The following is a 20,256-nucleotide window of genomic DNA, read 5'->3' on the forward strand; positions in this document are numbered from 1 at the left end:
ACAGCACGGCGGCGGAAGCGACATCCCCGCCGCCGCTGCGCATGATGTCAGGTGTGTTGGCTCTGACCAGTCGGGTGCTGGAAGCCGTGGTGATCGGCTGTGCTGTGCTGTGCGTCGCGCTCACGGTGTGGCTGTGGCCGCGCCTGGCGCACCGCGGGCTGCGCTGGGTGGCGGCCAGGCTGACCGCCGTCCTCCTCACCCAGGGACTGCTGGTGGCCGCCCTGGGGCTGGCCGCCAACGCGTACTTCGAGTTCTACGGGACCTGGGCCGACCTCCTCGGCACCAACGAGGCCGGGCAGGTGAGCATCCGTCAGGTGTCCGGCGACGACGCGGCGCTGACCGCCGCCCTGGTGCGCAGGGACGGTTCCGCGGCGATCCGCCGCTTCCACGACCTGCCGGCGGGGCCGCCCGCCGCCGCGGGCCGGCTGGAGTCCGTCCACCTGGCCGGCCGGCGTACCGGGATCGACCAGCAGGCGTATGTCTACCTGCCGCCGCAGTACTTCCAGCCGGCCTTCAGGACCCGGCGGTTCCCCGTCGTGGTGGCCTTCACCGGGTACCCCGGCAGCACCGGCTCGGTGGTGGAGCGGCTGCGGCTGCCGCAGACCGCCGACGCCCTGGAGCGGGCCGGGCGGATGCGGCCGGCCGTGCTGGTGATCGTCTCGCAGACGGTGGCGCCGCCGCGGGACACCGAGTGCGTGGACGTACCGGACGGGCCGCAGGCGGAGACCTACCTCACCGAGGACCTCCCCGAGGCGGTGCACTCGGCGTTCCGGGTCGGCTTCGGGGCGCGCTCCTGGGGGCTGCTCGGCTACTCGGCCGGCGGCAGCTGCGCGCTGGAGCTGACGATGCGTCACCCGCGGGTGTTCTCCGCGGCGGTGTCGATGGGCGGGGACTACGCGGTGGTTCCGGACCGCTCGACCGGGCGGCTCTTCGCCGGGCCGGTCCAGCGCGAGGAGCACGACCTGGTGTGGCGGCTCGGGCACCTGCCGGCGCCGCCGGTGCGGGTGCTGGTGGCCTCCAGCCGGGAGGGGGAGCGGGACTACCGCTCGACCGAGGCCTTTCTGGCCGCCGTCCACCCGCCGATGTCCGCGTCCACCGAGATCCTGCCGTCCGGCGGGCACAACTACGGCACCTGGGGCCGGGAGCTGCCGCCGGCGCTGCGCTGGCTGGTGAACGGTCTGGCCCCGGCGTGACCGAGGCGGGACCGGCGGCGGGTGACCGGCGGCGCCGGACGGCCGGATGTCCGGAGGACGCGATAATGTCCCGGTAATGAGCCAGCAGAGCGCCTCCGCACGCCGCCGTTCCGTACCCGGACTGCCCGATCTCGGCCGCAGCCGGGTGATGGGAGTGCTGAACGTCACGCCCGACTCCTTCTCGGACGGCGGCCTGTGGCTCGATCCCGGACGGGCCGTGGAGCACGCGCTGGAGCTCACCCGGGCCGGCGCCGACCTGATCGACGTCGGCGGGGAGTCCACCCGCCCCGGCTCGCAGCGGGTCACCGAGGAGGAGGAGCTCCGCCGGGTCCTTCCGGTGGTCCGCGAACTGGCCGCCCGGGGCGTGGTGATGAGCGTGGACACGATGCGGGCCGCGGTCGCCGAGCAGGCCCTGGAGGCGGGCGCGGCGATCATCAACGACGTCAGCGGCGGCCTGGCCGATCCGCGGATGGCCGCGGTGGCCGCCGCCTCGGGGGCGCCCTTCGTGGTGATGCACTGGCGCGGGCAGTCCGCCGGGATGGACCGGCAGGCGGTCTACCAGGACGTGGTCGGCGAGGTGGTCAAGGAGATCCACGACCGGGTGGCCGCGGTGCTGGACGCCGGCGTCCGGCCGGAGCAGCTGATCACCGACCCGGGCCTGGGCTTCGCCAAGACCAGGGAGCACGACTGGGCGCTGCTCGCCCGGATCGACGCCCTGGCCGAACTCGGCTTCCCGGTGCTGGTCGCGGCCTCCCGCAAGCGGTTCCTCGGCACCCTGCTGGCCGACCCGGAGACCGGCGAACCGCGCCCGCCGCGCCAGCGGGACGCGGCCACCGCCGCGGTCTCCGCGCTGGCCGCGGCGGCCGGCGCCTGGGCGGTGCGGGTGCACGACGTCCGGGCGACCGCGGACGCGGTACGGGTCGAGGCGGCGCTGCGGGCGGCCCGGGGCGCCCGGTGAGCGCGGCCGGGGGCCCGCCCGGTCCCGAGGAGCGCGGCGAGCGGCCGCAGGACGCCGACACGGCGGCCGTGCTGGCCGCGAACGCCCGCTTCTACCAGGCGATGGAGGACGGCGACCTGGACGCCATGGAGGAGGTCTGGGTCTCCGGCGCGGACGCCGACGACCGGCGGGGCGCGGTCTGCGTCCACCCCGGCTGGACGCTGCTGCGCGGGCGCGCGGCGGTGATCCGCTCCTACGCGCTGATCATGGCGAACACCGAGTACATCCAGTTCTTCCTGACCGACGTCGAGGTGGACCGGCCCTCGCCGGACGTGGCGTTGGTCACCTGCACCGAGAACATCCTCTCCGGCGGCGAGGCGGACGAGCCCGGGGAACTGGGGCCGCTGGTCGGCGGCCGGGTGGTGGCCACCAACCTGTTCCGCAGGACCGCGGAGGGCTGGCGGCTCTGCTCGCACCACGGCTCCCCGGTGCTCCTCTCCGAGGACCCCGACGAGGACGGCGGGGACGAGGACGGGGACGCGCCGGCCGAGTGACGGGCGGGTGGGCGCGGCGGGCGTCGCGGGCGCCGCGGGCGGGCGACGGCCGCCGGGTGTGAGGGACCGCACTCCGGCTCATCCCCGTCTCACCGGAAGTTCACCCGCCGGTCCGGTGTTCGCAGGCTTGACCGCTGTTCGCGATGGGTACGACGGCGCGCAGACGCGGGGACGGCGGGACGGCCCTCGAAAACCTGTCGTACCCCGCAGGTAGGTTGGGTGATCGGCAGCCGGACCAGCTGAGGCCGGCCGGAACGCCCTGCCGCGCCGACCTACCGCAAGAAGCATGGGAGTGATTCGCTTGCTGGACCGTGTCGCGCTGCGCGGCCTCCGGGCCCGGGGGAACCACGGCGTCCTCGCCCGGGAGCGGGCGGAGGGCCAGTTCTTCGTCGTCGACCTGGTGCTGTGGCTGGACACCCGCCCGGCCGCCGAGACCGACGACCTGACCCGCACGGTCCACTACGGCGAGGTGGCCGAGGAGGTCACCGCGCTGATCGCCGGCGAACCGGTCGACCTGATCGAGACGCTGGCCCAGCGGATCGCCGACCGGTGCCTCAAGCGCGAGCCGGTGCGCGAGGTGGAGGTCACGGTGCACAAGCCGGACGCCCCCATCACCGTCCCCTTCCAGGACGTCAGCGTCACCATCCGCCGCGCGGCCGCCGGCGAACCGACCCCGCACGACCCCACCGACTGGAGCCGCGGATGAGCACCCCGAACTCCCCGATGCCGTTCGACGTGGCAGACGCCCTGGACGAGGTCGAGCGCACCCTCCACGACCCCCGCACCGCCGTCGTCGCCCTCGGCAGCAACCTCGGCAACCGCCTGGAGCTGCTGCAGGGCGCGGTGGACGCGCTCGGCGAGACCCCCGGGCTGCGGATCAAGGCCGTCTCCGGGGTCTTCGAGACCGACCCGGTCGGCGGGCCGAACGGGCAGGGCTCGTACTTCAACGCGGTGGTGCTGCTGCGCACCACCCTCCCGCCCTCCTCGCTGCTGGAGCGCGGCAACGCGGTGGAGGACGCCTTCAACCGCACCCGCGAGGTCCGCTGGGGGCCGCGCACGCTGGACGTGGACATCCTCTTCTACGAGGGCGTGGTCTCCGACGACCCGCGGCTGACGCTTCCCCATCCGCGGGCCCACGAGCGGGCGTTCGTGCTGGCGCCCTGGCTGGACGTCGACCCGTCCGCCCAGGTCCCGGGGCACGGCGCGGTCGCCGAGCTGCTGGCGGGGGTGGACGCCTCCGGGGTGCACCGCCGCCCGGATCTGGAGCTGCATCTTCCGCAGTGAGCCGCGGCGGCCGCGCGGCCGCACGGGCCTCCGGAGGCGTCGGTGCGGGCGGGTAACGTGGGGATCCGCGACGAGCCGTCGCCAGGGGTCGCCGAGGGCTGAGGGAAGGTGCACGTGAAGCCGCTACGTCCGGCTGTGCTCGGCGGGATCGCCGTGATCGTGGGGGTTCTCTGCTGGGCGGGCGCGCGTCTGTGGGACTCGACGGGCTCGCTGCCCGGGGTGCCCTCGGCGGCGCCGGTGGTGCTGGCGGTGATCGCGGTGATCCTGGCCGCGACGGCTATCTCGTTCCGGTCCCGGCTGCGCGCCCAGCGGGACAGGGTGCCGGGGGCCCGCGGGGTCGATCCGCTGGTGGCGGCGCGGGCGGTGGTCTTCGCGCAGGCGAGCGTGGTGGTCGCGGCGGTGGTGGCCGGGATCTACGGCGGCCTGGCCGTCTTCCTCTTCACCGCCTCCGACCAGGCGGCCCGCCGCGGCCAGGCGGTGACCGCGGCGGCCGCGGTGGTCGCCGCGGCCGGGGTGGTCGCGGCCGGCCTCTTCCTCCAGCACGTCTGCCGGCTGCCGGAGGACGGCGACGACGACCCGCAGACCTGACGGCCCGTCAGGGAAGTCGGCCGCCCGGGGTCAGAGGGAGACCGGCGCCGCCCGCAGGGCGCTGTGGAGGTGGGCCGGCGTCAGCACGCCGGCCAGCCGGCCCGAGGAGTCCAGCACCGCGACCCAGCCGGCGTCATGGCGGAGCAGCACGCTCAGCGCCTCCTTGAGGTCCGCGTCCGCGTCGACCCTGGCGTCCACCGGCCGGCTGTACTCCCGCACGGTCACTCCCGAGCCCGCCTGGGCCAGCGTCCCGGCCTCGACCCAGCCCTCGGGCAGCCCGTCGCCGTCCACCACCACGGCCCAGTCCCAGCCGCCCTCCTGGCCGTTCGGGCCGCCGCCGTCGGCCGCTCCGGCTCCGCCGCCCACCCCGGTCCCGCCGGCCGCGCCGGCCACGCCGGCCGCGCGGATCGCGGTCAGCGCCTGCCAGGCCAGGTCCTCCGCGCCCACCACCGGCGGCTGCGCCAGATCGCCGGCCCGGATGGGGGTCACGGCCAGCCGCTTGAGGTCCCGGTCCGAGCCGACGAAGTCGGCCACGTACTCGGTCGCCGGGGAGCCCAGTACGGCCGCCGGGGTGTCGTACTGCTCGACCCGGCCGTTGCCGAAGACCGCCACTCGGTCGCCCAGCCGGACCGCCTCCTCCAGGTCGTGGGTGACGAAGAGGACGGTCTTCCGCACGGCGGCCTGGAGGCGGAGGAACTCGGTCTGCAGCCGCTCCCGGACGACCGGGTCCACCGCCCCGAACGGCTCGTCCATCAGCAGCACCGGCGGGTCCGCGGCCAGCGCCCGGGCCACCCCCACCCGCTGCCGCTGCCCGCCGGACAGCTGGTGCGGATAGCGGCGGCCGTACACCGAGGGGTCGAGGCCGACCAGCTCCAGCAGCTCGGCCGCGCGCTCCCGGGCCGCCCGGCGCGCCTTCCGGCCGCTGCCGCCGGGCAGCAGGGACGGGACGGTGGCGGTGTTCTCCAGCACGGTCCGGTGCGGGAAGAGGCCGACCTGCTGGATGACATAGCCGATGCGGCGGCGCAGTCGCACCGGATCGACCGCCGAGATGTCCTCGCCGTTCAGCAGAATGCGTCCCGAGGTGGGCTCCACCAGGCGGTTGACGAGCTTGAGGGTGGTGGTCTTCCCGCATCCCGAGGGGCCGACGAGCGTCACCAACTCGCCTTCGCCGACCGAGAGTTCCAGGTCGCGCACGGCCTCTGTGCCGTCCGGGTAGCGCTTGCTGACGTGCTCGAAGCGGATCATTCGGGGCGGGTCCTCTCACCAGGGCCGCGGTACACCGTCCTGTGCGGAGACGTTACGGCCCGGAGTGTTTCCGGTCGTGAATGTTGCTCAAACTTCCCAAACTCATGTGCGATACGCGTCATCCTTGGGCATGGTCGAGGCCGAGTGACAGATCAACGAGCACCGAGCGAGGTCCGGAAGGGGGCGGGGTGTCCGACAACTGCCTGGTCGCCAACGACTGGATCTGCGGGGAGTACCTCCGCACCCGGCAGCACGACCTCCTCTCGGCGGTGGGCCAGCACCTGGTGCTCACCGCGGAGTCCATGCTCGCCGGGCTGGTGATCGCGATCCCGCTGACCCTGATCGCCCGCCAGTGGCGGCTGAGCACGGGCCCGATCCTGGCGGTCACCACCATCCTCTACACGGTGCCCTCGCTGGCCATGTTCTCGCTGCTGCTGCCCTTCTACGGGCTCTCCCCCTCCCTCGTGGTGACCGGGCTGACCCTCTACTCGCTCACCATCCTGGTCCGCAACTTCCTGGCCGGGCTGCGCGGCGTCCCGGAGGACGTCAAGGAGGCCGCCCGCGGGATGGGCTACGGCCCGGTGCGGCTGCTGCTGGAGGTCGAGGTCCCGCTGGCGCTGCCCGCGGTCTTCGCCGGCATCCGGATCGCCACCGTCTCCACCGTCGCCCTGGTCACCGTGGGGGCGATCGTCGGCTACGGCGGGCTCGGCAACCTCATCCTCAGCGGGCTGCACAGCGTCTTCAAGGCGCAGGTGCTGACCGCCTCGGTGCTCTGCGTGCTGATCGCGGTGGTGCTGGACCTGCTGCTGCTCGGTCTCGAACGGCTCTCCACCCCCTGGACCTGGCGGCGGACGGGGCTGCTGAGGCTCCGCGCGGTCCGGCCGGGGGCCGGGTCCGGGAACGGGGCCGGCCGGGGGTCCGGGGCCGGTCCCGAGACCTCCGAGCGGGAGGCGGCGGCCCGATGAACTACCTGACCGGAGCCTGGACCTGGCTCACCACCCCGGCCAACTGGTCCGGCTCGGACGGCGTCTGGCAGCGGCTGGTCGAACACCTGGAGTTCACCGGGGTCTGCCTGGGCCTCTCCCTGCTGATCGGGCTGCCGGTGGCGGTGGTGCTCGGCCACCTCGGCCGGGGCGGGGCACTGGCGATCAACATCTCCAACGCCGGCCGGGCGGTCCCCACCCTCGCCCTGATGTCGGTGCTGATCCTCACCCCCCTCGGGGACACCTCCGACTACTGGCCGGTGGTCATCTCCCTCACCCTCTTCGGCATCCCGCCGGTGCTCACCAACGCCTACGTGGGGATCCGCGAGGTGGACCGGGACACCGTGGAGGCCGCCCGGGGCATGGGGATGACGGGTCGTCAGGTCGTCTTCCGGGTGGAGCTGCCGCTGGCCTGGCCGCTGCTGATGACCGGCGTCCGGACCGCCGCCGTGCAGCTGGTGGCCACCGCCACCCTCGCCGCCATGGCCGGGGCGGGCGGCCTGGGCCGCATCATCACCGCCGGCTTCGATCTGCAGAGCACCCCACAGGTGGTCGCCGGGGCCGTGCTGGTCGCTCTGCTCGCGCTGCTGGTCGAGGGCGCCTTCGCCCTCGCCGAGCGCGCCCTCGACCCGATGCGCCCGGCCCGGGGGCAGCCGGGGACGGAGTCCTCCCGGCGGTCCGGCCTCCTTCGACGACGCTCACTGACGATTGGTGAAGACCTGTGACCAGAACACGAGTGCACCGCCCCGGACGTCTGCTGATGACCGGCGCCGCGATAGGCCTGGGGCTGGCCCTCAGCGCCTGCGGCAGCAGCGGCAAGTCTCTGGAGTCCTCGTCCGGCTCCTCGGCCGGGGCGGGCTCGGGCGCGTCCGGCTCCTCCGGCTCCGCCGGCACCCTGACCATCGGCTCCGCGGGCTTCACCGAGAGCGACCTCCTCGCCCAGATGTACGCGCAGCTGCTGGCCAAGGCCGGGTACAGCACCCACATCACCCAGGTCGCCAACCGCGAGCTGTACGAGCCGGCGCTGGAGAAGGGGCAGATCTCGGTGGTGCCCGAATACGCCGCCACCATGGCCGAGTTCCTCAACGACAAGGTCAACGGGGCCAACGCCAAGCCGGTCGCCTCGCCCGACCTGAACACCACCATGGCCGCCCTGAACCGGCTGGCCGGCCCGCTCGGCCTCAAGGCGCTGCCGGCGGGCAAGGCGGTGGACCAGAACGCCTTCGCGGTCAGCAAGACCTTCGCCGCCCAGCACCATCTGACCACCCTCTCCGACCTGGGGAAGTCCGGGGCGGCGGTGAAGGTCGCGGCCGGCGACGAGTGCAAGACCCGGCCGTTCTGCATCCCCGGCCTGGAGAAGACCTACGGGATCAAGGTCTCCGGCCTCGACCCCAAGGGCGTGGACACCCCGCAGAGCAAGCAGGCCGTCAAGAACGGCCAGGACCAGCTGGTCCTGGTCACCACCACGGACGCCACCCTCGGCCAGTTCGGCCTGGTCGCCCTCCAGGACGACAAGCACCTGCAGAACGCGGACTACGTGCTGCCGATGGTCAACGCCCGTACGGCGGGCGGCGCCAAGGTGGCCGCCGCGCTGAACCCGCTGTCCTCCGTCCTCACCACCGCGGACCTGGCGGCGCTCGACCAGCAGGTCGACGGGCAGCGCCAGCAGCCGCAGGCGGTGGCCCAGGCGTACCTCAAGTCGAAGGGCCTGCTCTGAGCCCGCGGCCTGGTCGGTCGGGTGTCCTGAACTGTTCGGACAGATGTGCCGAAGAAGCGGACAGCCGACCTCCGTCTGTGGATGATCTGTTGGAAAACGACCATGTGCGCGACCGAGTCGAGCGGAATCCGTCCGTTGCCTGACAGGGATCCATCGCCCGCGCTAGGTTTTGCGCCATGCCCCGTGGACGTCACCGCCAGTCCTCGCCTCTGAGCAGGCTACTTCCCCCGATCGCCGGCGCGCTCGCGGCTGTCGTCGCGCTGGCGCTCGCCATGCTCGGCGGGGACCGGACGGTGCTCCGCGCGGCGACCGCGCTCGCGGCCGTCGCGGCGCTCGCCGGCGCGGCCCTGCTCTACCAGCGGGGGCGGGCCGGCGAGTTGGCCGAGATCGCGCTGGCCGAGGAGCGCGGGGAGCGGGTCCGCATCCAGTCGGAGTCCGAGGAGCAGATCGCCGAACTGGAGTACGCGGTGGAGCGGGAGCGGGAGCAGGCCGGCCGGCTCAACCAGCGCGTCCTGGCCCTCCGCGCTCAGCTCAGCTATGCGGAGCGGGAGAACGCCCGGCTGCTCAGCACCACCGCGGAACTGGCCACCGAGCGGGCGCTCTCCGCGGCGGCCGAGGCGGCCGAAGAGCCCGGGACGGTGGCGGAGGAGCCGGCCAGAGAGACGGCCGCCCCGGCCGCCGCCCCCCACGCCCCGCCGCCCGGACCCCCGCCGAGCCCCCGGCCGGCGGCCCCCACGCCCCTCATGCACCCCACGCCCCCACGCCCCCACGCCCCCCTCCCCGGCTACGCCGGCGGCCTCGGCGGCACGCCCCCGAAGCCCGCGCAGCAGGGCGGGCAGACTCCCCGGGGCGGCCAGACCCCCCAGGACCGGCGGCCCGGGCAGACCGGCCACCCCCGCCAGGAGCGCTGGGCCGACACCCCGCCGCAGGGCTCCCGTACCGACGCCGACTGGGCGCGCGCGGCCCTGCCGCCGCTCCGCCCCGCCAGCGCGGTGGTCCCGCCCCAGCGCGGCCGTCCGCGCCGGGAGACCCTCGACACCGACCCGGAGTTCAGCTTCTTCGCCCCCAAGGCCGCCGCGCCGGGCCCGGAGGAGGACCCGCTGACCGTGGAGGCCTGGGCGGCCCAGCAGGCCTACGAGTCGGTGCCGGAGCCGGTGGAGGAGGCCCCCACGGCGGAGACCGAGGAGGTCTACGACCTCACCGCCGAGGACGACACCGAGAACATGGACGTCCGCGGCCTGCGCGCGCAGAGCGGCTGACGGCCCGGCGGCCGTCCCCCGGCGGCTACTTGTCGATGTCCCCGACCACGAAGAACATCGACCCCAGGATCGCCACCATGTCCGCCACCAGCGTCCCGGGCAGCACCTCGCTCAGCGCCTGGACGTTGTTGTACGAGGCCGAGCGCAGCTTCAGCCGCCACGGCGTCTTCTCGCCCCGCGAGACCAGGTAGTAGCCGTTGATCCCGAGCGGGTTCTCGGTCCAGGAGTAGGTCTGCCCCTCGGGCGCCTTCAGCACCTTCGGCAGCCGCTGGTTGACCGGCCCCTGCGGCAGCTCGTCCAGCCGGTCCAGGCAGGCGTCGGCCAGGTCCAGCGAGTTGTGGGTCTGCTCCAGCAGGCACTCGAACCGGGCCAGGCAGTCGCCCTCCTGACGGACCGGCACCCGCAGCGCCGAGGCCAGCGCCGGGTCCCCGTACGCCAGGTACGGCTCGTCCCGGCGGAGGTCGAAGTCGACGCCGGAGGCGCGGGCGATCGGGCCGCTCACCCCGTACGCCCGGACGAGGTCGGCCGCGAGGACGCCGACGCCCCTGGTCCGCCCGCGGAAGATCTCGTTGCCCAGCACCAGCCGGTCGAAGACGTCCATCCGCCCGCGCACCGCCGCCACGGCCGAGCGGACCCGCCCGAGCCAGCCGTTGGGGAGGTCCTCCTTCAGCCCGCCGACCCGGTTGAACATGTAGTGCATCCGGCCGCCGGAGGCCTCCTCCATCACGTGCTGGAGCTGCTCGCGTTCGGCGAAGGCGTGGAAGATCGGGGTCATCCCGCCCAGTTCGAGCGGGTACGAGCCGAGGAACATCAGGTGGTTGAGCACCCGGTTGAGCTCGGCGAGGAGGGTGCGGATCCAGGTGGCCCGCTCCGGGACCTCCATCCCGAGCATCCGCTCCACGGAGAGGACCACGCCGAGCTCGTTGGCGAAGGCGGAGAGCCAGTCGTGCCGGTTGGCCAGCATGATGATCTGCCGGTAGTCCCGGGCCTCGAAGAGCTTCTCGGCGCCCCGGTGCATATAGCCGATCACCGGCTCGGCCGCCGTGATCAGCTCGCCGTCCAGGCGCAGCCGGAGCCGCAGCACCCCGTGGGTGGACGGGTGCTGCGGGCCGATGTTGAGCACCATGTCGCTGGTGCCCAGCTCGGTCTGCAGCTCGTTCGCCCCCGCGCCGATGCCGACGGTCGTCTCCCTCATGGGCACAGAGTCTGCCATTCCGGAAGGCCGGCCAGCCGCGCCGGTATCGCCATGTCCACACTCTGGATGGCCCAGCCGAAGCCGCCGAGGCCGGCCTGGTCGACCAGCTCGCCCGCCTCGCCCGCGGCGGCCAGCGCGGTGAGGTAGCCGGCGGGGTCGGTGGCGGCCATCGCCAGCGGGGGGCGCTCGGCGTGGACGCCGAGCGCGCGGAGGGCGGCGCGCTGCGTCGTCCACAGGCTGTGGACGGAGATCCCGGACTCCTTCGCCCGCTCCTCGGCCGCCGCCAGACAGGAGTCCAGCGCCACATGGCAGGTCAGATCGGACGTACCGTCAGGTACCGGGCGCACCTCCCGGCCCTCCCGATACCCGGTCAGCGTCCCGAAGGGCGGGCGCGCGCCGGCCGCGTGGGCGTAGTCCACGGCGACCGCGAGACCGCGCGGCAGCCGCGCCACCGCCGAGGCCCAGGCCCGGTCCCGGGGGCAGCCGATCTCCGCCCGAAAGCCCGGCTCGACCCCCTCGGCGCCGTCCGCCGCCGCCAGCGGCCACCAGCGGCGGAGCCACTCGGCGTCGGTCCCGGACACCGGATCGCCCAGCCGCTCCGCCCCGCTCTCCGGATCGACCAGCACATAGCGGGCCGTCCCCTCGCCGTCCACCTCGGCGATCTCCACCGGCACGTTGTCCAGCCACTCGTTGGCGAAGAGCAGCCCGGGCGCCTCCGCGGGGAACTCCGGTACCGCCTCCGCCCAGCCGATCCGCGGGTCCAGTCCGGCCGGCCGGTCCGCCAGTTCGACGCCGACCAGCCGCACCGAGTCCGGCAGCCGCCCGGCCAGCGCGGTCAGCAGCTCCCCCCGCCCGGCGCCGACGTCCACCACCGTCCCGGCGCCGATCAGCCTGGCCAGCCCGGCCACCGCGTCCGCGAACCGGGGGGAGGCGTGCACCGAGGTGCGGAAGTGCGCGGCCGGCCCCTCGGCCGAGCGGAAGAAGCCGCCCGGCCCGTACAGCGCCCGCTCCGCCGCCTCCGCCCACCCCAGCCAACGGCCGCCGCCCACCCCGGACCCCCTCGCCCTCGCCTGCACCGACCGTCGTACGCCGCCCGCCGTACGGCCCGCCGGAAGCGGGCCCGCCGTACGCTACTCCCGCCCGCGAGCCGCGAGCTTCTCCTCCGACCTGTGGAGTAGACGGATCGCCCTGGCGGGGGACCCGGGGAGCCCGTGGAGCTGCCTAACCTTGACAGCGTGCAAACCCTCTACGGCTGGTTCCGCAGGCACCCCACCCTGGTCGACTCCGGGTGGGGCCTGCTCCTGCTGGTCCTGGCCGCCCTGGCGGGGCGGGGCGTCCGGCCAGGTGGGTACCACCTCTGGTCCGTCTACCTCGCCTTCTGCCTCGCCCTCGCCGTCCTCCTCAGCCTCCGCAGGCGGTGGCCGAACGCGGTGACCGCGGCCGCCGCCGCGCTCGGCCTCTTCCAGCTGGCCGCCGGCTTCCATCCGACCTCCGCCGACGTCGCCCTGCTGGCCATCGCCTACACGGCGGCCAACGTCGGACGTCCCTGGGCCTCCCGGCTGGCGCTCTTCGCGGGACTGCTGGCCGGGCCGCTCACGGCGCTGCGGTTCGAGATCGGCATCCCGCCGCAGCCGATGCTGGAACGCGCCCTCTTCGGGCTCTTCTTCTCCACCCCACTCGCGGCCTGCTGGGTGCTGGGCCGGCTGACCCGCACCCGGCGCGCCTACTACGCCCAACTCGAGGACCGCGCGGCCCGGTTGGAGCGCGAGCGGGACGCCCAGTCCAAGATCGCGGTGGCCGCGGAGCGGGCCCGGATCGCCCGCGAGCTCCACGACGTGGTCGCGCACAACGTCTCGGTGATGATCGTCCAGGCGGACGGCGCCGCGTACGTCCTGGACTCCTCGCCGGAGCAGGCCCGCAACGCGCTGGAGACCATCGCCTCCACCGGCCGCCAGGCGCTCGCCGAGATGCGGAGGCTCCTCGGCATCCTGCGGTCCTCCGACGCGGGCGACGCGTATGTGCCGCAGCCCGGCGTCGAGCAGCTGCCCGAACTCATCGAGCAGGCCCGCACCTCCGGGCTGCCGGTGGTGCTGAGCGTCCAGGGGGAGCCGCGGGCGCTGCCGCGCGGGGTCGAGCTGACCGCGTACCGGATCGTCCAGGAGGCGCTGACCAACGTCCGCAAGCACGGCGGGCCCGGTGCCTCCGCCACCGTCCGGCTGGCCTTCGGCACCGACGGGCTCGACCTCGCGGTCGAGGACGACGGCCGCGGCAGCACCGCGGAGCTCGCCCGCGAGGGCGGCCGGGACGGCCTGGGCCACGGCCTGATCGGGATGCGCGAGCGGGTCGGCATGGTCGGCGGCAGCATCCGCGCGGAGCCGCTGCCCGGCGGCGGTTTCGGTATCCTCGCCCGGCTGCCGCTGCAACCGGACGGCAGCCACCCCAGCCCCTCCCGCGGAGCCGCCTCGTGAGTTCGATCCGGATCATGCTCGCCGACGACCAGGAGCTGCTGCGGACCGGCTTCCGCATGGTGCTGGAGGCGCAGCCGGACATCGACATCGTCGCCGAGGCGGGGGACGGCGTCCAGGCGATCGAGGAGGCCGCGCGCACCCCGGTCGACGTGATCCTGATGGACGTCCGGATGCCGCGGCTGGACGGCGTCGAGGCGACCCGGCGGATCTGCGCCGGGCCGGACGCGCCGAAGGTGCTCATCCTCACCACCTTCGACCTCGACGAGTACGCCTTCGCCGCGCTGAAGGCGGGGGCGGCGGGGTTCCTCCTCAAGGATGTGCCGCCGCTGGAGCTGGTGGCCGCGATCCGGGCCGTCCACTCCGGTGACGCGGTGGTCGCGCCGACCACCACCCGGCGGATGCTGGACAGCTTCGCGCGGGTGCTGCCGAGCGCGGCGGGCCCGGCGGAGCCGCCGGAGCTGGCCCGCCTCACCGACCGCGAGCGGGAGGTGCTGCTGCTGGTCGCCCAGGGCCTCTCCAACTCCGAGATCGCGGCCCGCCTCACCCTCTCCGAGGCCACCGTGAAGACCCATGTGGGCCGCATCCTCACCAAGCTGAACCTCCGCGACCGCGTCCAGGCGGTGGTACTCGCCTACGAGACCGGCCTGGTCCGCGCGGGCGGCTAGCACGCTCCGGGCGCTAGCCCTCCCGCGCCTGCGCCAGGAAGCTCTGGAAGGTCTCCGCGATCTCCTCGCGGGACCACTCCGCGCCCGGCGCGGCCAGCGTGACCTCCGCGAAGGCGGAGACGCCCGGCAGGCCGCCGTCCCGCCACCCCCGGACGAACCCGACCCCGGTCTTCTCGACCAGCCGCAGCGCCGCCGCCTGCAGCCGCTCCGCCGCGAACGGCAGCCACAGCCGGAACTGGTGGGTGTGCGGAACCGAGGGCCACACGCCGCCGAAGGGCAGCCCCTCGGCGGCCAGCACCTCGCCGAACACCTCCGCCGCGACCCGCGCCCGCGCGACATAGGACCCCAGCCGGGGCAGCTCCCGCTCGATGCCCGCCAGCGCCGCCAGCGCGGCCGGCCACTGCTCGAAGAGCTGGCCGCCGTACCGGTGCCGCCAGGTCTTCGCCTGCCCGATCAGCTCCTCGGACCCGGCCAGCGCCGCACCGCTGATCCCGCCGAGGGTCTTGTAGAAGGAGACGTACACGGAGTCCGCCAGCGCCGCGATCTCCGGCAGCTCGTGGCCCAGCCGGTCCACCGACTCCCACAGCCGCGCCCCGTCGAAGTGCACCACCGCGTCCCGCTCCCGCGCGGCGCCCACCACCTCGACGAGCTCGTCCCACTCCGGCAGCAGGAACCCGGCGTCCCGCAGCGGCAGCTCCAGCATCAGGGTGCCGAACGGCTCGGCGATCCCCCGGATCTCGTCCGCCGTCGGCTGCCGGGGCTCGGCGTTGGTGCGGACGCTCCGCAGCCCGCTCAGCCAGCTGTAGGCGAGCCGCTCGTGGACCTCCGGGTGGGCCAGCGGGTGCATCGCCACGATCGGGTTGCCGGTCCGCTCGGACCAGCACCGCAGGGCGACCTGCTGGGCCATCGTCCCGGTGGGGAAGAACGCCGCGGCCTCCGTCCCCAGCAGCCCCGCGACCCGCTTCTCCAGGGCGGCCACCACGCCGTTCCCGTACATGTCGGTCGGCTCGCCGAGGTCGTACGCGGCCTCGACCTCCGGTCCGGCGAGTTCGGCGATCCGGTCGCGCAGCGTGCGCGGCCTCACCCCGGAGAAGATCCGGTCGCAGCCGCGCCACGCCGTGGCCAGCCGCTCCTGCAGGTCCTGGTCGTCCATGCCCCGATCATCTCGCACCCTCCACCTGGAGGAGCCGACTCGTTACCATGTCCGGGTACGTCCGGTACCCGCGAGGACTGGAACGGAAGTAGGTAGTACGACGTGAGCGACGCGCAACCGCCCTTCGGCATGCCCGGCGACCCCTGGGACGCGGGCAGCCCGGAGGACCGCCCGGCCAGGATGGCCGTCGGCGTGATCGGCACCGGCCGGGTCGGCCCGGCGCTCGGCGCCGCCCTCCAGCAGGCCGGCCACCAGGTGGTGGCCGCCTCCGGGGTGTCCGAGGGCTCCCGCCGCCGGGCCGCGGAGCTGCTGCCCGGGGTGCGCCTGGTGACGCCGCCTCAGGTGATGGCCGCGGCCGACCTGGTGCTCCTCACGGTCCCCGACGACGTCCTCCCCGAGCTGGCCGCGGGGCTGGCCGCCACCGGCGCGGTCCGCCCCGGCCAGCTGGTGGCGCACACCTCGGGCGCGCACGGCATCGCGGTGCTCGCCCCGGTCGCCGAGGCCGGCGCGCTGCCGCTGGCCCTCCACCCGGCGATGACCTTCACCGGCACCACGGTGGACGTGGACCGCCTGGTCAGCTGCCCCTTCGGGGTGACCACGGTGCCGGAGTACCGGCCCATCGCGGAGGCCCTGGTGGTCGAGATGGGCGGCGACCCGGAGTGGATCCCGGAGTCCGCCCGCCCGCTCTACCACGCCGCTCTCGCGCACGGCTCCAACCACCTGACCACCCTGGTGGCCCAGGCCGAGGACCTGCTGCGGGAGGCCGGCGTGGCCGAGCCCGGCCGGATGCTCGGCCCGCTGCTCGGGGCCGCCCTGGACAACGCCCTGCGCTCCGGCGACCGCGCCCTGACCGGCCCGGTCTCCCGCGGCGACGCGGGGACCGTCCGCGCCCACCTCGCGGAGCTCGCCCGGACCTCCCCGCAGGCGCTGGACAGCTACCGGGCGATGGCCAGGGCCACCACGGCCCGGGCGCTGTCCAACGGCATCCTCAAGGAGGACGCGGCGGCCCGGCTGCTGGACGCCCTCGGCGACGAAGGAGACGCATCGTGACCATCGCGACGACCACCACCGCGACCACCGCCCCGGCCGGCACCGCGGCCGCCCCGGCGAGCCTCCCCGCGACCGGCGCCCCGGCGCTGGTCTCCGGCAAGGCCGAGCTCGCCGCCTGGAGCGCCGTCCACGACATCGTCGGCCGCCGGGCGGTGGTGATGACCATGGGCGCCCTCCACGACGGCCACGCCGCCCTGATCCGCTCGGCCCGCGACTGGGCCGGCCCGGACGGCACCGTGCTGGTCACCGTCTTCGTCAACCCGCTGCAGTTCGGCGCAGGCGAGGACCTGGACCGCTACCCCCGCACCCTCGACGCCGACCTGCTGGTCTGCGCCCGGGAGGGCGCCGACGTGGTCTTCGCCCCCTCCGCCGAGGAGGTCTACCCCGGCGGGCAGCCGCAGGTCCGGCTCTCCGCCGGCCCGATGGGCGAGCACTACGAGGGCGCCAGCCGGCCCGGCCACTTCGACGGGATGCTCACCGTCGTCGCCAAGCTGCTCCACCTGACCGCCCCGGACGCGGCCTTCTTCGGCGAGAAGGACGCCCAGCAGCTGGCCCTGGTCCGGCGGATGGTGCGGGACCTGAACTTCCCGGTGGAGATCGTCGGCGTGCCGACCGTGCGGGAGGCCGACGGGATGGCCCTGTCCTCGCGCAACGTCTACCTCTCCGAGGCCGAGCGGGTCTCCGCCCGCGAGCTCTCCCGGGCGCTGTTCGCCGGCCGCGAGGCCGCCCTGGCCGCCGGCCCGCTCGCCGCCGTCCGCGCCGCCCGCGCGGTGCTCGACGCCGCCGCCCGGGCCGAGCCGCCCGTCGTCCTGGACTACGTCGACCTGGTCGACCCGGCCGGGTTCACCCCGGTGACCTCGGACGCCTACACCGGCGAGGCGGTGCTCGCGGTCGCCGCCACGGTGGGCGCCACCCGGCTGATCGACAACGTCCGGTTGCGCTTCGACCCGGCCCCGGGGGCGCGGCCCGCCATCGCCGCCGACGGCGCCCCGGCGTACCGTGTCCGCAGCGAACGGGGGCCGGTCGGGTGAGCGAGCGGCGCCTCGGCGCGACCACCAGGCATCCGCGTTCGGCCGCGCATGCCGGAACCCGACGGAGCAGGCCCATGGACGCCCAGATCCAGATGGAAGGCCGCCGGCAGGACGCCGGGCAGCCGCACCGCCTCGCCGCGCCGCCGCCCGGCTGGACGGCCCGTACCGACGTGGTGGTGGTCGGCTCCGGCGTCGCCGGACTGACCGCCGCCCTCCGGGTGCGGGCCGCGGGCCTGCGGGTCCTGCTGGTCACCAAGGCGCTGCTGGACGACGGCTCGACCCGCTGGGCGCAGGGCGGGGTGGCCGCCGCGCTGGGCGAGGGCGACACCCCTGAGCAGCACCTCCAGGACACCCTGGTCGCCGGCGCCGGAGTCTGCGTCGAGGACGCCGTTCGGGTGCTGGTCACCGAGGGCCCGGGCGCGGTCCGCCGGCTGATCGCCACCGGCGCGGTCTTCGACACCGACGCCTCCGGCGGGATCGACCTGACCCGGGAGGGCGGCCACCACCGCCGCCGGATCGCGCACGCCGCGGACGCCACCGGCGCCGAGATATCCCGCGCCCTGGTCGCCGCGGTCCACCGGGACCCGGACGTCGAGCTGATCGAGCACGCCCTGGTGCTGGACCTGCTGACGGACGCCCGGGGCCGGGCCGCCGGGGTGACCCTCCACGTCATGGGGGAGGGCCTGCGGGACGGCGTGGGCGCCGTCCACGCCCGCGCGGTGGTGCTGGCCACCGGCGGAATGGGCCAGCTGTACTCCTCCACCACCAACCCGGCGGTCTCCACCGGCGACGGCGTGGCGCTGGCCCTGCGGGCCGGCGCCGAGGTCACCGACCTGGAGTTCGTCCAGTTCCACCCGACCGTCCTCTGGCTCGGCCCGGACGCCGAGGGCCAGCAGCCGCTGGTCTCCGAGGCGGTCCGCGGCGAGGGCGCGAAGCTGGTGGACGCGGACGGCGTCCGCTTCATGGTGGGGCGGCACGAGCTGGCCGAGCTGGCCCCCCGGGACATCGTCGCCAAGGGCATCATGCGGCGGATGCGGGAGACCGGCGCCGAGCACATGTACCTGGACGGCACCGGCTTCGACCGGGAGCTGTGGGAGCGGCACTTCCCCACCATCCTGGCCTCCTGCCGCTCGCACGGCATCGACCCGATGACCGAGCCGATCCCGGTCGCCCCGGCGGCCCACTACGCCTCCGGCGGCGTCCGCACCGACCTCCACGGCCGGACCAGCGTGGACGGCCTCTACGCCTGCGGGGAGGCCGCCTGCACCGGCGTCCACGGCGCCAACCGGCTGGCCTCCAACTCCCTGCTGGAGGGCCTGGTCTACGCCGAGCGGATCGCGGAGGACCTGGCCGAACGGCACCGGTCCGGCCGCCTCCCGCACCGCGAGCCGGTTGGCGACCCGGCCGCCGCCCGCACCGTCCCGCTGCTGGCGCCGGAGACCAGGGCGGAGGTCCAGCGGTTGATGACCCGGGGCGTCGGCGTGCTGCGGGAGGCCGGCGGAATGGCCGAGGCCGCCGACCGGCTGGCCGAGCTGCCCCCGGCCGACCTGGCCAAGGGCGAGCCGCCGCAGACCGAGACCTGGGAGGCCACCAACCTCCACCTGGTCGCCACCGCGCTCACCGCCGCCGCCCGGCTGCGCGAGGAGACCCGCGGCTGCCACTGGCGCGAGGACTTCCCGGACCGGGACGACCGGCGCTGGCGGCGCCATCTGGTCACCCGCCTCACCCCGGACGGGCTGTCCACCGCCTGACGGATCGCCCGCCGCCCCCGCGGCACCCCCGTCCTGCGGCACCCTCCCGCAGCACCGCCGTCCCGCAGCACCCCCGTCCCGCCCCGACAGACCCCCTCCCACCCCGTACGACCGACCGGAGTCAGGAAACGCCATGAACGAGCAGCACCCCGACCTCACCCTCATCGGCGGCGGGGCCGGTGACACCTGCGGCGCCGGCTGCGCCTGCGGCGGCTCCGGCGAGGCCGGCGAGGAGGCCCCGCCGTGCGGGCTGGACGCCGGCCTGCAGGAGCTGCTCCGGGCGGCCGGCCTCGACCCGGTCGAGGTCGAGGACATCGCGATGCTCGCGCTCACCGAGGACCTGGCCGGCGGGGAGGACGTCACCTCGGCCGCCACCGTCCCCGAGGACTCCGTCGCCACCGGCGACTTCACCGCCCGCCGGGCGGGCGTGGTGGCCGGGCTGCAGATCGCCGAGGCGGTGGTCTCCCTCCTCGCCGAGGAGGCCTTCGAGGTCGAGCGGCACGTCGCGGACGGGGACCGGGTGGAGGCCGGCCAGAAGCTCCTCTCGGTCACCACCACCACCCGCAACCTTCTCACCGCCGAGCGCACCTCCCTCAACCTCCTCTGCCACCTCTCCGGCATCGCCACCGCCACCCGCGCCTGGGCGGACGCGATCGAGGGCACCAAGGCCGCCGTCCGGGACACCCGCAAGACCACCCCGGGCCTGCGCGCCCTGGAGAAGTACGCGGTGCGGGCCGGCGGCGGGGTCAACCACCGGATGTCGCTCTCCGACGCGGCCCTGGTCAAGGACAACCACGTGGTGGCCGTCGGCGGCAGCGTCGCCAAGGCGTTCCAGGCCGTCCGCGAGCGGTTCCCGGAGCTGCCGATCGAGGTCGAGGTGGACCGGATCGACCAGATCGCCCCGGTGCTCGAGGCCGGCGCGGACCTGATCCTGCTGGACAACTTCACCGTCCCCGAGCTGCGCGAGGCGGTCGCCCTGGTGGCCGGCCGGGCCAGGCTGGAGGCCTCCGGCGGGCTGACCCTCGACGGGGCCCGCGAGGTCGCCGAGACCGGCGTCGACTATCTGGCGGTCGGGGCGCTCACCCACTCGTCCCCGGTCCTGGACATCGGTCTCGACCTGCGCGGATAATCCTCCAGCCCCGTTCACGCCCGCCACGACGAGAAGATGTAGGACCGCCAGGAC

20 protein-coding genes are annotated in these 20,256 nt (G+C 75.0%); 16 read left to right on the forward strand and 4 right to left on the reverse strand.

Annotated elements, in window-relative coordinates; translation table 11 throughout:
* The first annotated feature begins 56 nt into the window (after window positions 1-56).
* The 6 genes from BS73_RS21065 (at window position 57) to BS73_RS21090 (ending at window position 4,556) form a co-directional block, all read left to right on the forward strand.
* Window positions 57-1,193, forward strand: a complete 1,137-nt coding sequence (locus BS73_RS21065; RefSeq protein ID WP_037574775.1) for an alpha/beta hydrolase — start codon at window positions 57-59, stop codon at window positions 1,191-1,193.
* Between the two features lie 76 nt (window positions 1,194-1,269).
* Complete coding sequence (folP, locus tag BS73_RS21070) at window positions 1,270-2,151, forward strand: dihydropteroate synthase (protein WP_235215479.1); 882 nt, start codon at window positions 1,270-1,272, stop codon at window positions 2,149-2,151.
* Between the two features lie 101 nt (window positions 2,152-2,252).
* A complete protein-coding gene (locus BS73_RS21075; RefSeq protein ID WP_051941499.1) occupies window positions 2,253-2,684 on the forward strand; it encodes a nuclear transport factor 2 family protein in 432 nt (143 codons plus the stop codon).
* Between the two features lie 304 nt (window positions 2,685-2,988).
* Complete coding sequence (folB, locus tag BS73_RS21080) at window positions 2,989-3,390, forward strand: dihydroneopterin aldolase (RefSeq protein WP_051941500.1); 402 nt, start codon at window positions 2,989-2,991, stop codon at window positions 3,388-3,390.
* Window positions 3,387-3,968: a 2-amino-4-hydroxy-6-hydroxymethyldihydropteridine diphosphokinase gene (gene folK, locus BS73_RS21085; RefSeq protein ID WP_037574778.1), complete on the forward strand. Its 582-nt coding sequence runs from the start codon at window positions 3,387-3,389 to the stop codon at window positions 3,966-3,968. Before folB ends, folK begins: the two co-directional genes overlap by 4 nt.
* A gap of 114 nt (window positions 3,969-4,082) precedes the next feature.
* On the forward strand, window positions 4,083-4,556 hold the full coding sequence (locus tag BS73_RS21090; protein ID WP_037574780.1) for a DUF3180 domain-containing protein: 474 nt from the start codon (window positions 4,083-4,085) through the stop codon (window positions 4,554-4,556).
* Between the two features lie 30 nt (window positions 4,557-4,586).
* Here the strand turns inward: BS73_RS21090 and BS73_RS21095 are convergent, their stop codons facing one another.
* On the reverse strand, window positions 4,587-5,801 hold the full coding sequence (locus tag BS73_RS21095) for an ABC transporter ATP-binding protein (protein ID WP_051940188.1): 1,215 nt from the start codon (window positions 5,799-5,801) through the stop codon (window positions 4,587-4,589).
* A 188-nt stretch (window positions 5,802-5,989) separates the two neighbouring features.
* Here BS73_RS21095 and BS73_RS21100 point away from each other — a divergent pair, with 188 nt between their 5' ends.
* The 4 genes from BS73_RS21100 to BS73_RS21115 all read left to right on the forward strand — a co-directional run bounded on the left by BS73_RS21100 (window position 5,990) and on the right by BS73_RS21115 (window position 9,760).
* On the forward strand, window positions 5,990-6,766 hold the full coding sequence (locus BS73_RS21100; RefSeq protein ID WP_051940189.1) for an ABC transporter permease: 777 nt from the start codon (window positions 5,990-5,992) through the stop codon (window positions 6,764-6,766).
* Window positions 6,763-7,509, forward strand: coding sequence for an ABC transporter permease (locus tag BS73_RS21105; RefSeq protein ID WP_084704243.1), 747 nt, complete (start codon window positions 6,763-6,765; stop codon window positions 7,507-7,509). Before BS73_RS21100 ends, BS73_RS21105 begins: the two co-directional genes overlap by 4 nt.
* Before the next feature lie 35 nt (window positions 7,510-7,544).
* Entirely contained in the window at window positions 7,545-8,501 is a 957-nt protein-coding gene (locus BS73_RS21110) for an ABC transporter substrate-binding protein (RefSeq protein WP_152617881.1), read from the forward strand.
* 176 nt (window positions 8,502-8,677) lie between these two features.
* Window positions 8,678-9,760 (forward strand): hypothetical protein, encoded by a 1,083-nt coding sequence (locus BS73_RS21115; protein WP_152617676.1) that lies wholly within the window; start codon window positions 8,678-8,680, stop codon window positions 9,758-9,760.
* A 25-nt stretch (window positions 9,761-9,785) separates the two neighbouring features.
* Here BS73_RS21115 and BS73_RS21120 read toward each other — a convergent pair whose 3' ends face one another.
* Both BS73_RS21120 and BS73_RS21125 read right to left on the reverse strand, forming a co-directional pair.
* A complete protein-coding gene (locus BS73_RS21120; protein WP_037574786.1) occupies window positions 9,786-10,955 on the reverse strand; it encodes an NADH-quinone oxidoreductase subunit D in 1,170 nt (389 codons plus the stop codon).
* Window positions 10,952-12,004: an SAM-dependent methyltransferase gene (locus tag BS73_RS21125; protein ID WP_051940190.1), complete on the reverse strand. Its 1,053-nt coding sequence runs from the start codon at window positions 12,002-12,004 to the stop codon at window positions 10,952-10,954. Before BS73_RS21125 ends, BS73_RS21120 begins: the two co-directional genes overlap by 4 nt.
* A 186-nt stretch (window positions 12,005-12,190) precedes the next feature.
* Between BS73_RS21125 and BS73_RS21130 the strand changes: the two genes are divergently transcribed.
* Both BS73_RS21130 and BS73_RS21135 read left to right on the forward strand, forming a co-directional pair.
* Window positions 12,191-13,423, forward strand: coding sequence for a sensor histidine kinase (locus BS73_RS21130; protein WP_037574788.1), 1,233 nt, complete (start codon window positions 12,191-12,193; stop codon window positions 13,421-13,423).
* Window positions 13,424-13,437: 14 nt separating this feature from the next.
* Window positions 13,438-14,088: a response regulator transcription factor gene (locus BS73_RS21135; RefSeq protein ID WP_037580489.1), complete on the forward strand. Its 651-nt coding sequence runs from the start codon at window positions 13,438-13,440 to the stop codon at window positions 14,086-14,088.
* Between the two features lie 13 nt (window positions 14,089-14,101).
* On the opposite strand, the gene BS73_RS21140 is transcribed toward BS73_RS21135, so the two are convergent.
* Window positions 14,102-15,241, reverse strand: coding sequence for a threonine aldolase family protein (locus BS73_RS21140; protein WP_051940191.1), 1,140 nt, complete (start codon window positions 15,239-15,241; stop codon window positions 14,102-14,104).
* Between the two features lie 129 nt (window positions 15,242-15,370).
* Between BS73_RS21140 and BS73_RS21145 the strand changes: the two genes are divergently transcribed.
* From BS73_RS21145 to nadC, 4 genes are all read left to right on the forward strand, one after another.
* The gene (locus BS73_RS21145; RefSeq protein ID WP_037580492.1) at window positions 15,371-16,291 is read left to right on the forward strand and encodes a Rossmann-like and DUF2520 domain-containing protein; all 921 of its coding nucleotides are present in this window, start codon (window positions 15,371-15,373) and stop codon (window positions 16,289-16,291) included.
* 86 nt (window positions 16,292-16,377) lie between these two features.
* On the forward strand, window positions 16,378-17,322 hold the full coding sequence (gene panC, locus BS73_RS21150; RefSeq protein WP_084704809.1) for a pantoate--beta-alanine ligase: 945 nt from the start codon (window positions 16,378-16,380) through the stop codon (window positions 17,320-17,322).
* Window positions 17,323-17,396: 74 nt separating this feature from the next.
* Window positions 17,397-19,073 carry an L-aspartate oxidase gene (locus BS73_RS21155; protein ID WP_235215480.1) on the forward strand — a complete coding sequence of 559 codons (1,677 nt, stop codon included), beginning with the start codon at window positions 17,397-17,399 and terminating at the stop codon, window positions 19,071-19,073.
* A gap of 133 nt (window positions 19,074-19,206) precedes the next feature.
* Complete coding sequence (gene nadC / locus BS73_RS21160) at window positions 19,207-20,202, forward strand: carboxylating nicotinate-nucleotide diphosphorylase (RefSeq protein ID WP_051940192.1); 996 nt, start codon at window positions 19,207-19,209, stop codon at window positions 20,200-20,202.
* Window positions 20,203-20,256: the final 54 nt, after the last annotated feature.

The organism is Phaeacidiphilus oryzae TH49, assembly GCF_000744815.1.
GTDB lineage: Bacteria > Actinomycetota > Actinomycetes > Streptomycetales > Streptomycetaceae > Phaeacidiphilus > Phaeacidiphilus oryzae.

Bases quoted from the DNA above. Each gene is read 5' to 3' on its own strand.
- folP (WP_235215479.1), top strand. From the start codon at position 1,270: ATGAGCCAGCAGAGCGCCTCCGCACGCCGCCGTTCCGTACCCGGACTG.
- BS73_RS21075 (WP_051941499.1), top strand. From the start codon at position 2,253: ATGGAGGACGGCGACCTGGACGCCATGGAGGAGGTCTGGGTCTCCGGC.
- folK (WP_037574778.1), top strand. From the start codon at position 3,387: ATGAGCACCCCGAACTCCCCGATGCCGTTCGACGTGGCAGACGCCCTG.
- BS73_RS21095 (WP_051940188.1), bottom strand. From the start codon at position 5,801: ATGATCCGCTTCGAGCACGTCAGCAAGCGCTACCCGGACGGCACAGAG.
- BS73_RS21105 (WP_084704243.1), top strand. From the start codon at position 6,763: ATGAACTACCTGACCGGAGCCTGGACCTGGCTCACCACCCCGGCCAAC.
- BS73_RS21110 (WP_152617881.1), top strand. From the start codon at position 7,545: ATGACCGGCGCCGCGATAGGCCTGGGGCTGGCCCTCAGCGCCTGCGGC.
- BS73_RS21115 (WP_152617676.1), top strand. From the start codon at position 8,678: ATGCCCCGTGGACGTCACCGCCAGTCCTCGCCTCTGAGCAGGCTACTT.
- BS73_RS21120 (WP_037574786.1), bottom strand. From the start codon at position 10,955: ATGAGGGAGACGACCGTCGGCATCGGCGCGGGGGCGAACGAGCTGCAG.
- BS73_RS21135 (WP_037580489.1), top strand. From the start codon at position 13,438: ATGCTCGCCGACGACCAGGAGCTGCTGCGGACCGGCTTCCGCATGGTG.
- BS73_RS21140 (WP_051940191.1), bottom strand. From the start codon at position 15,241: ATGGACGACCAGGACCTGCAGGAGCGGCTGGCCACGGCGTGGCGCGGC.
- BS73_RS21145 (WP_037580492.1), top strand. From the start codon at position 15,371: ATGCCCGGCGACCCCTGGGACGCGGGCAGCCCGGAGGACCGCCCGGCC.
- BS73_RS21155 (WP_235215480.1), top strand. From the start codon at position 17,397: ATGGACGCCCAGATCCAGATGGAAGGCCGCCGGCAGGACGCCGGGCAG.
- nadC (WP_051940192.1), top strand. From the start codon at position 19,207: ATGAACGAGCAGCACCCCGACCTCACCCTCATCGGCGGCGGGGCCGGT.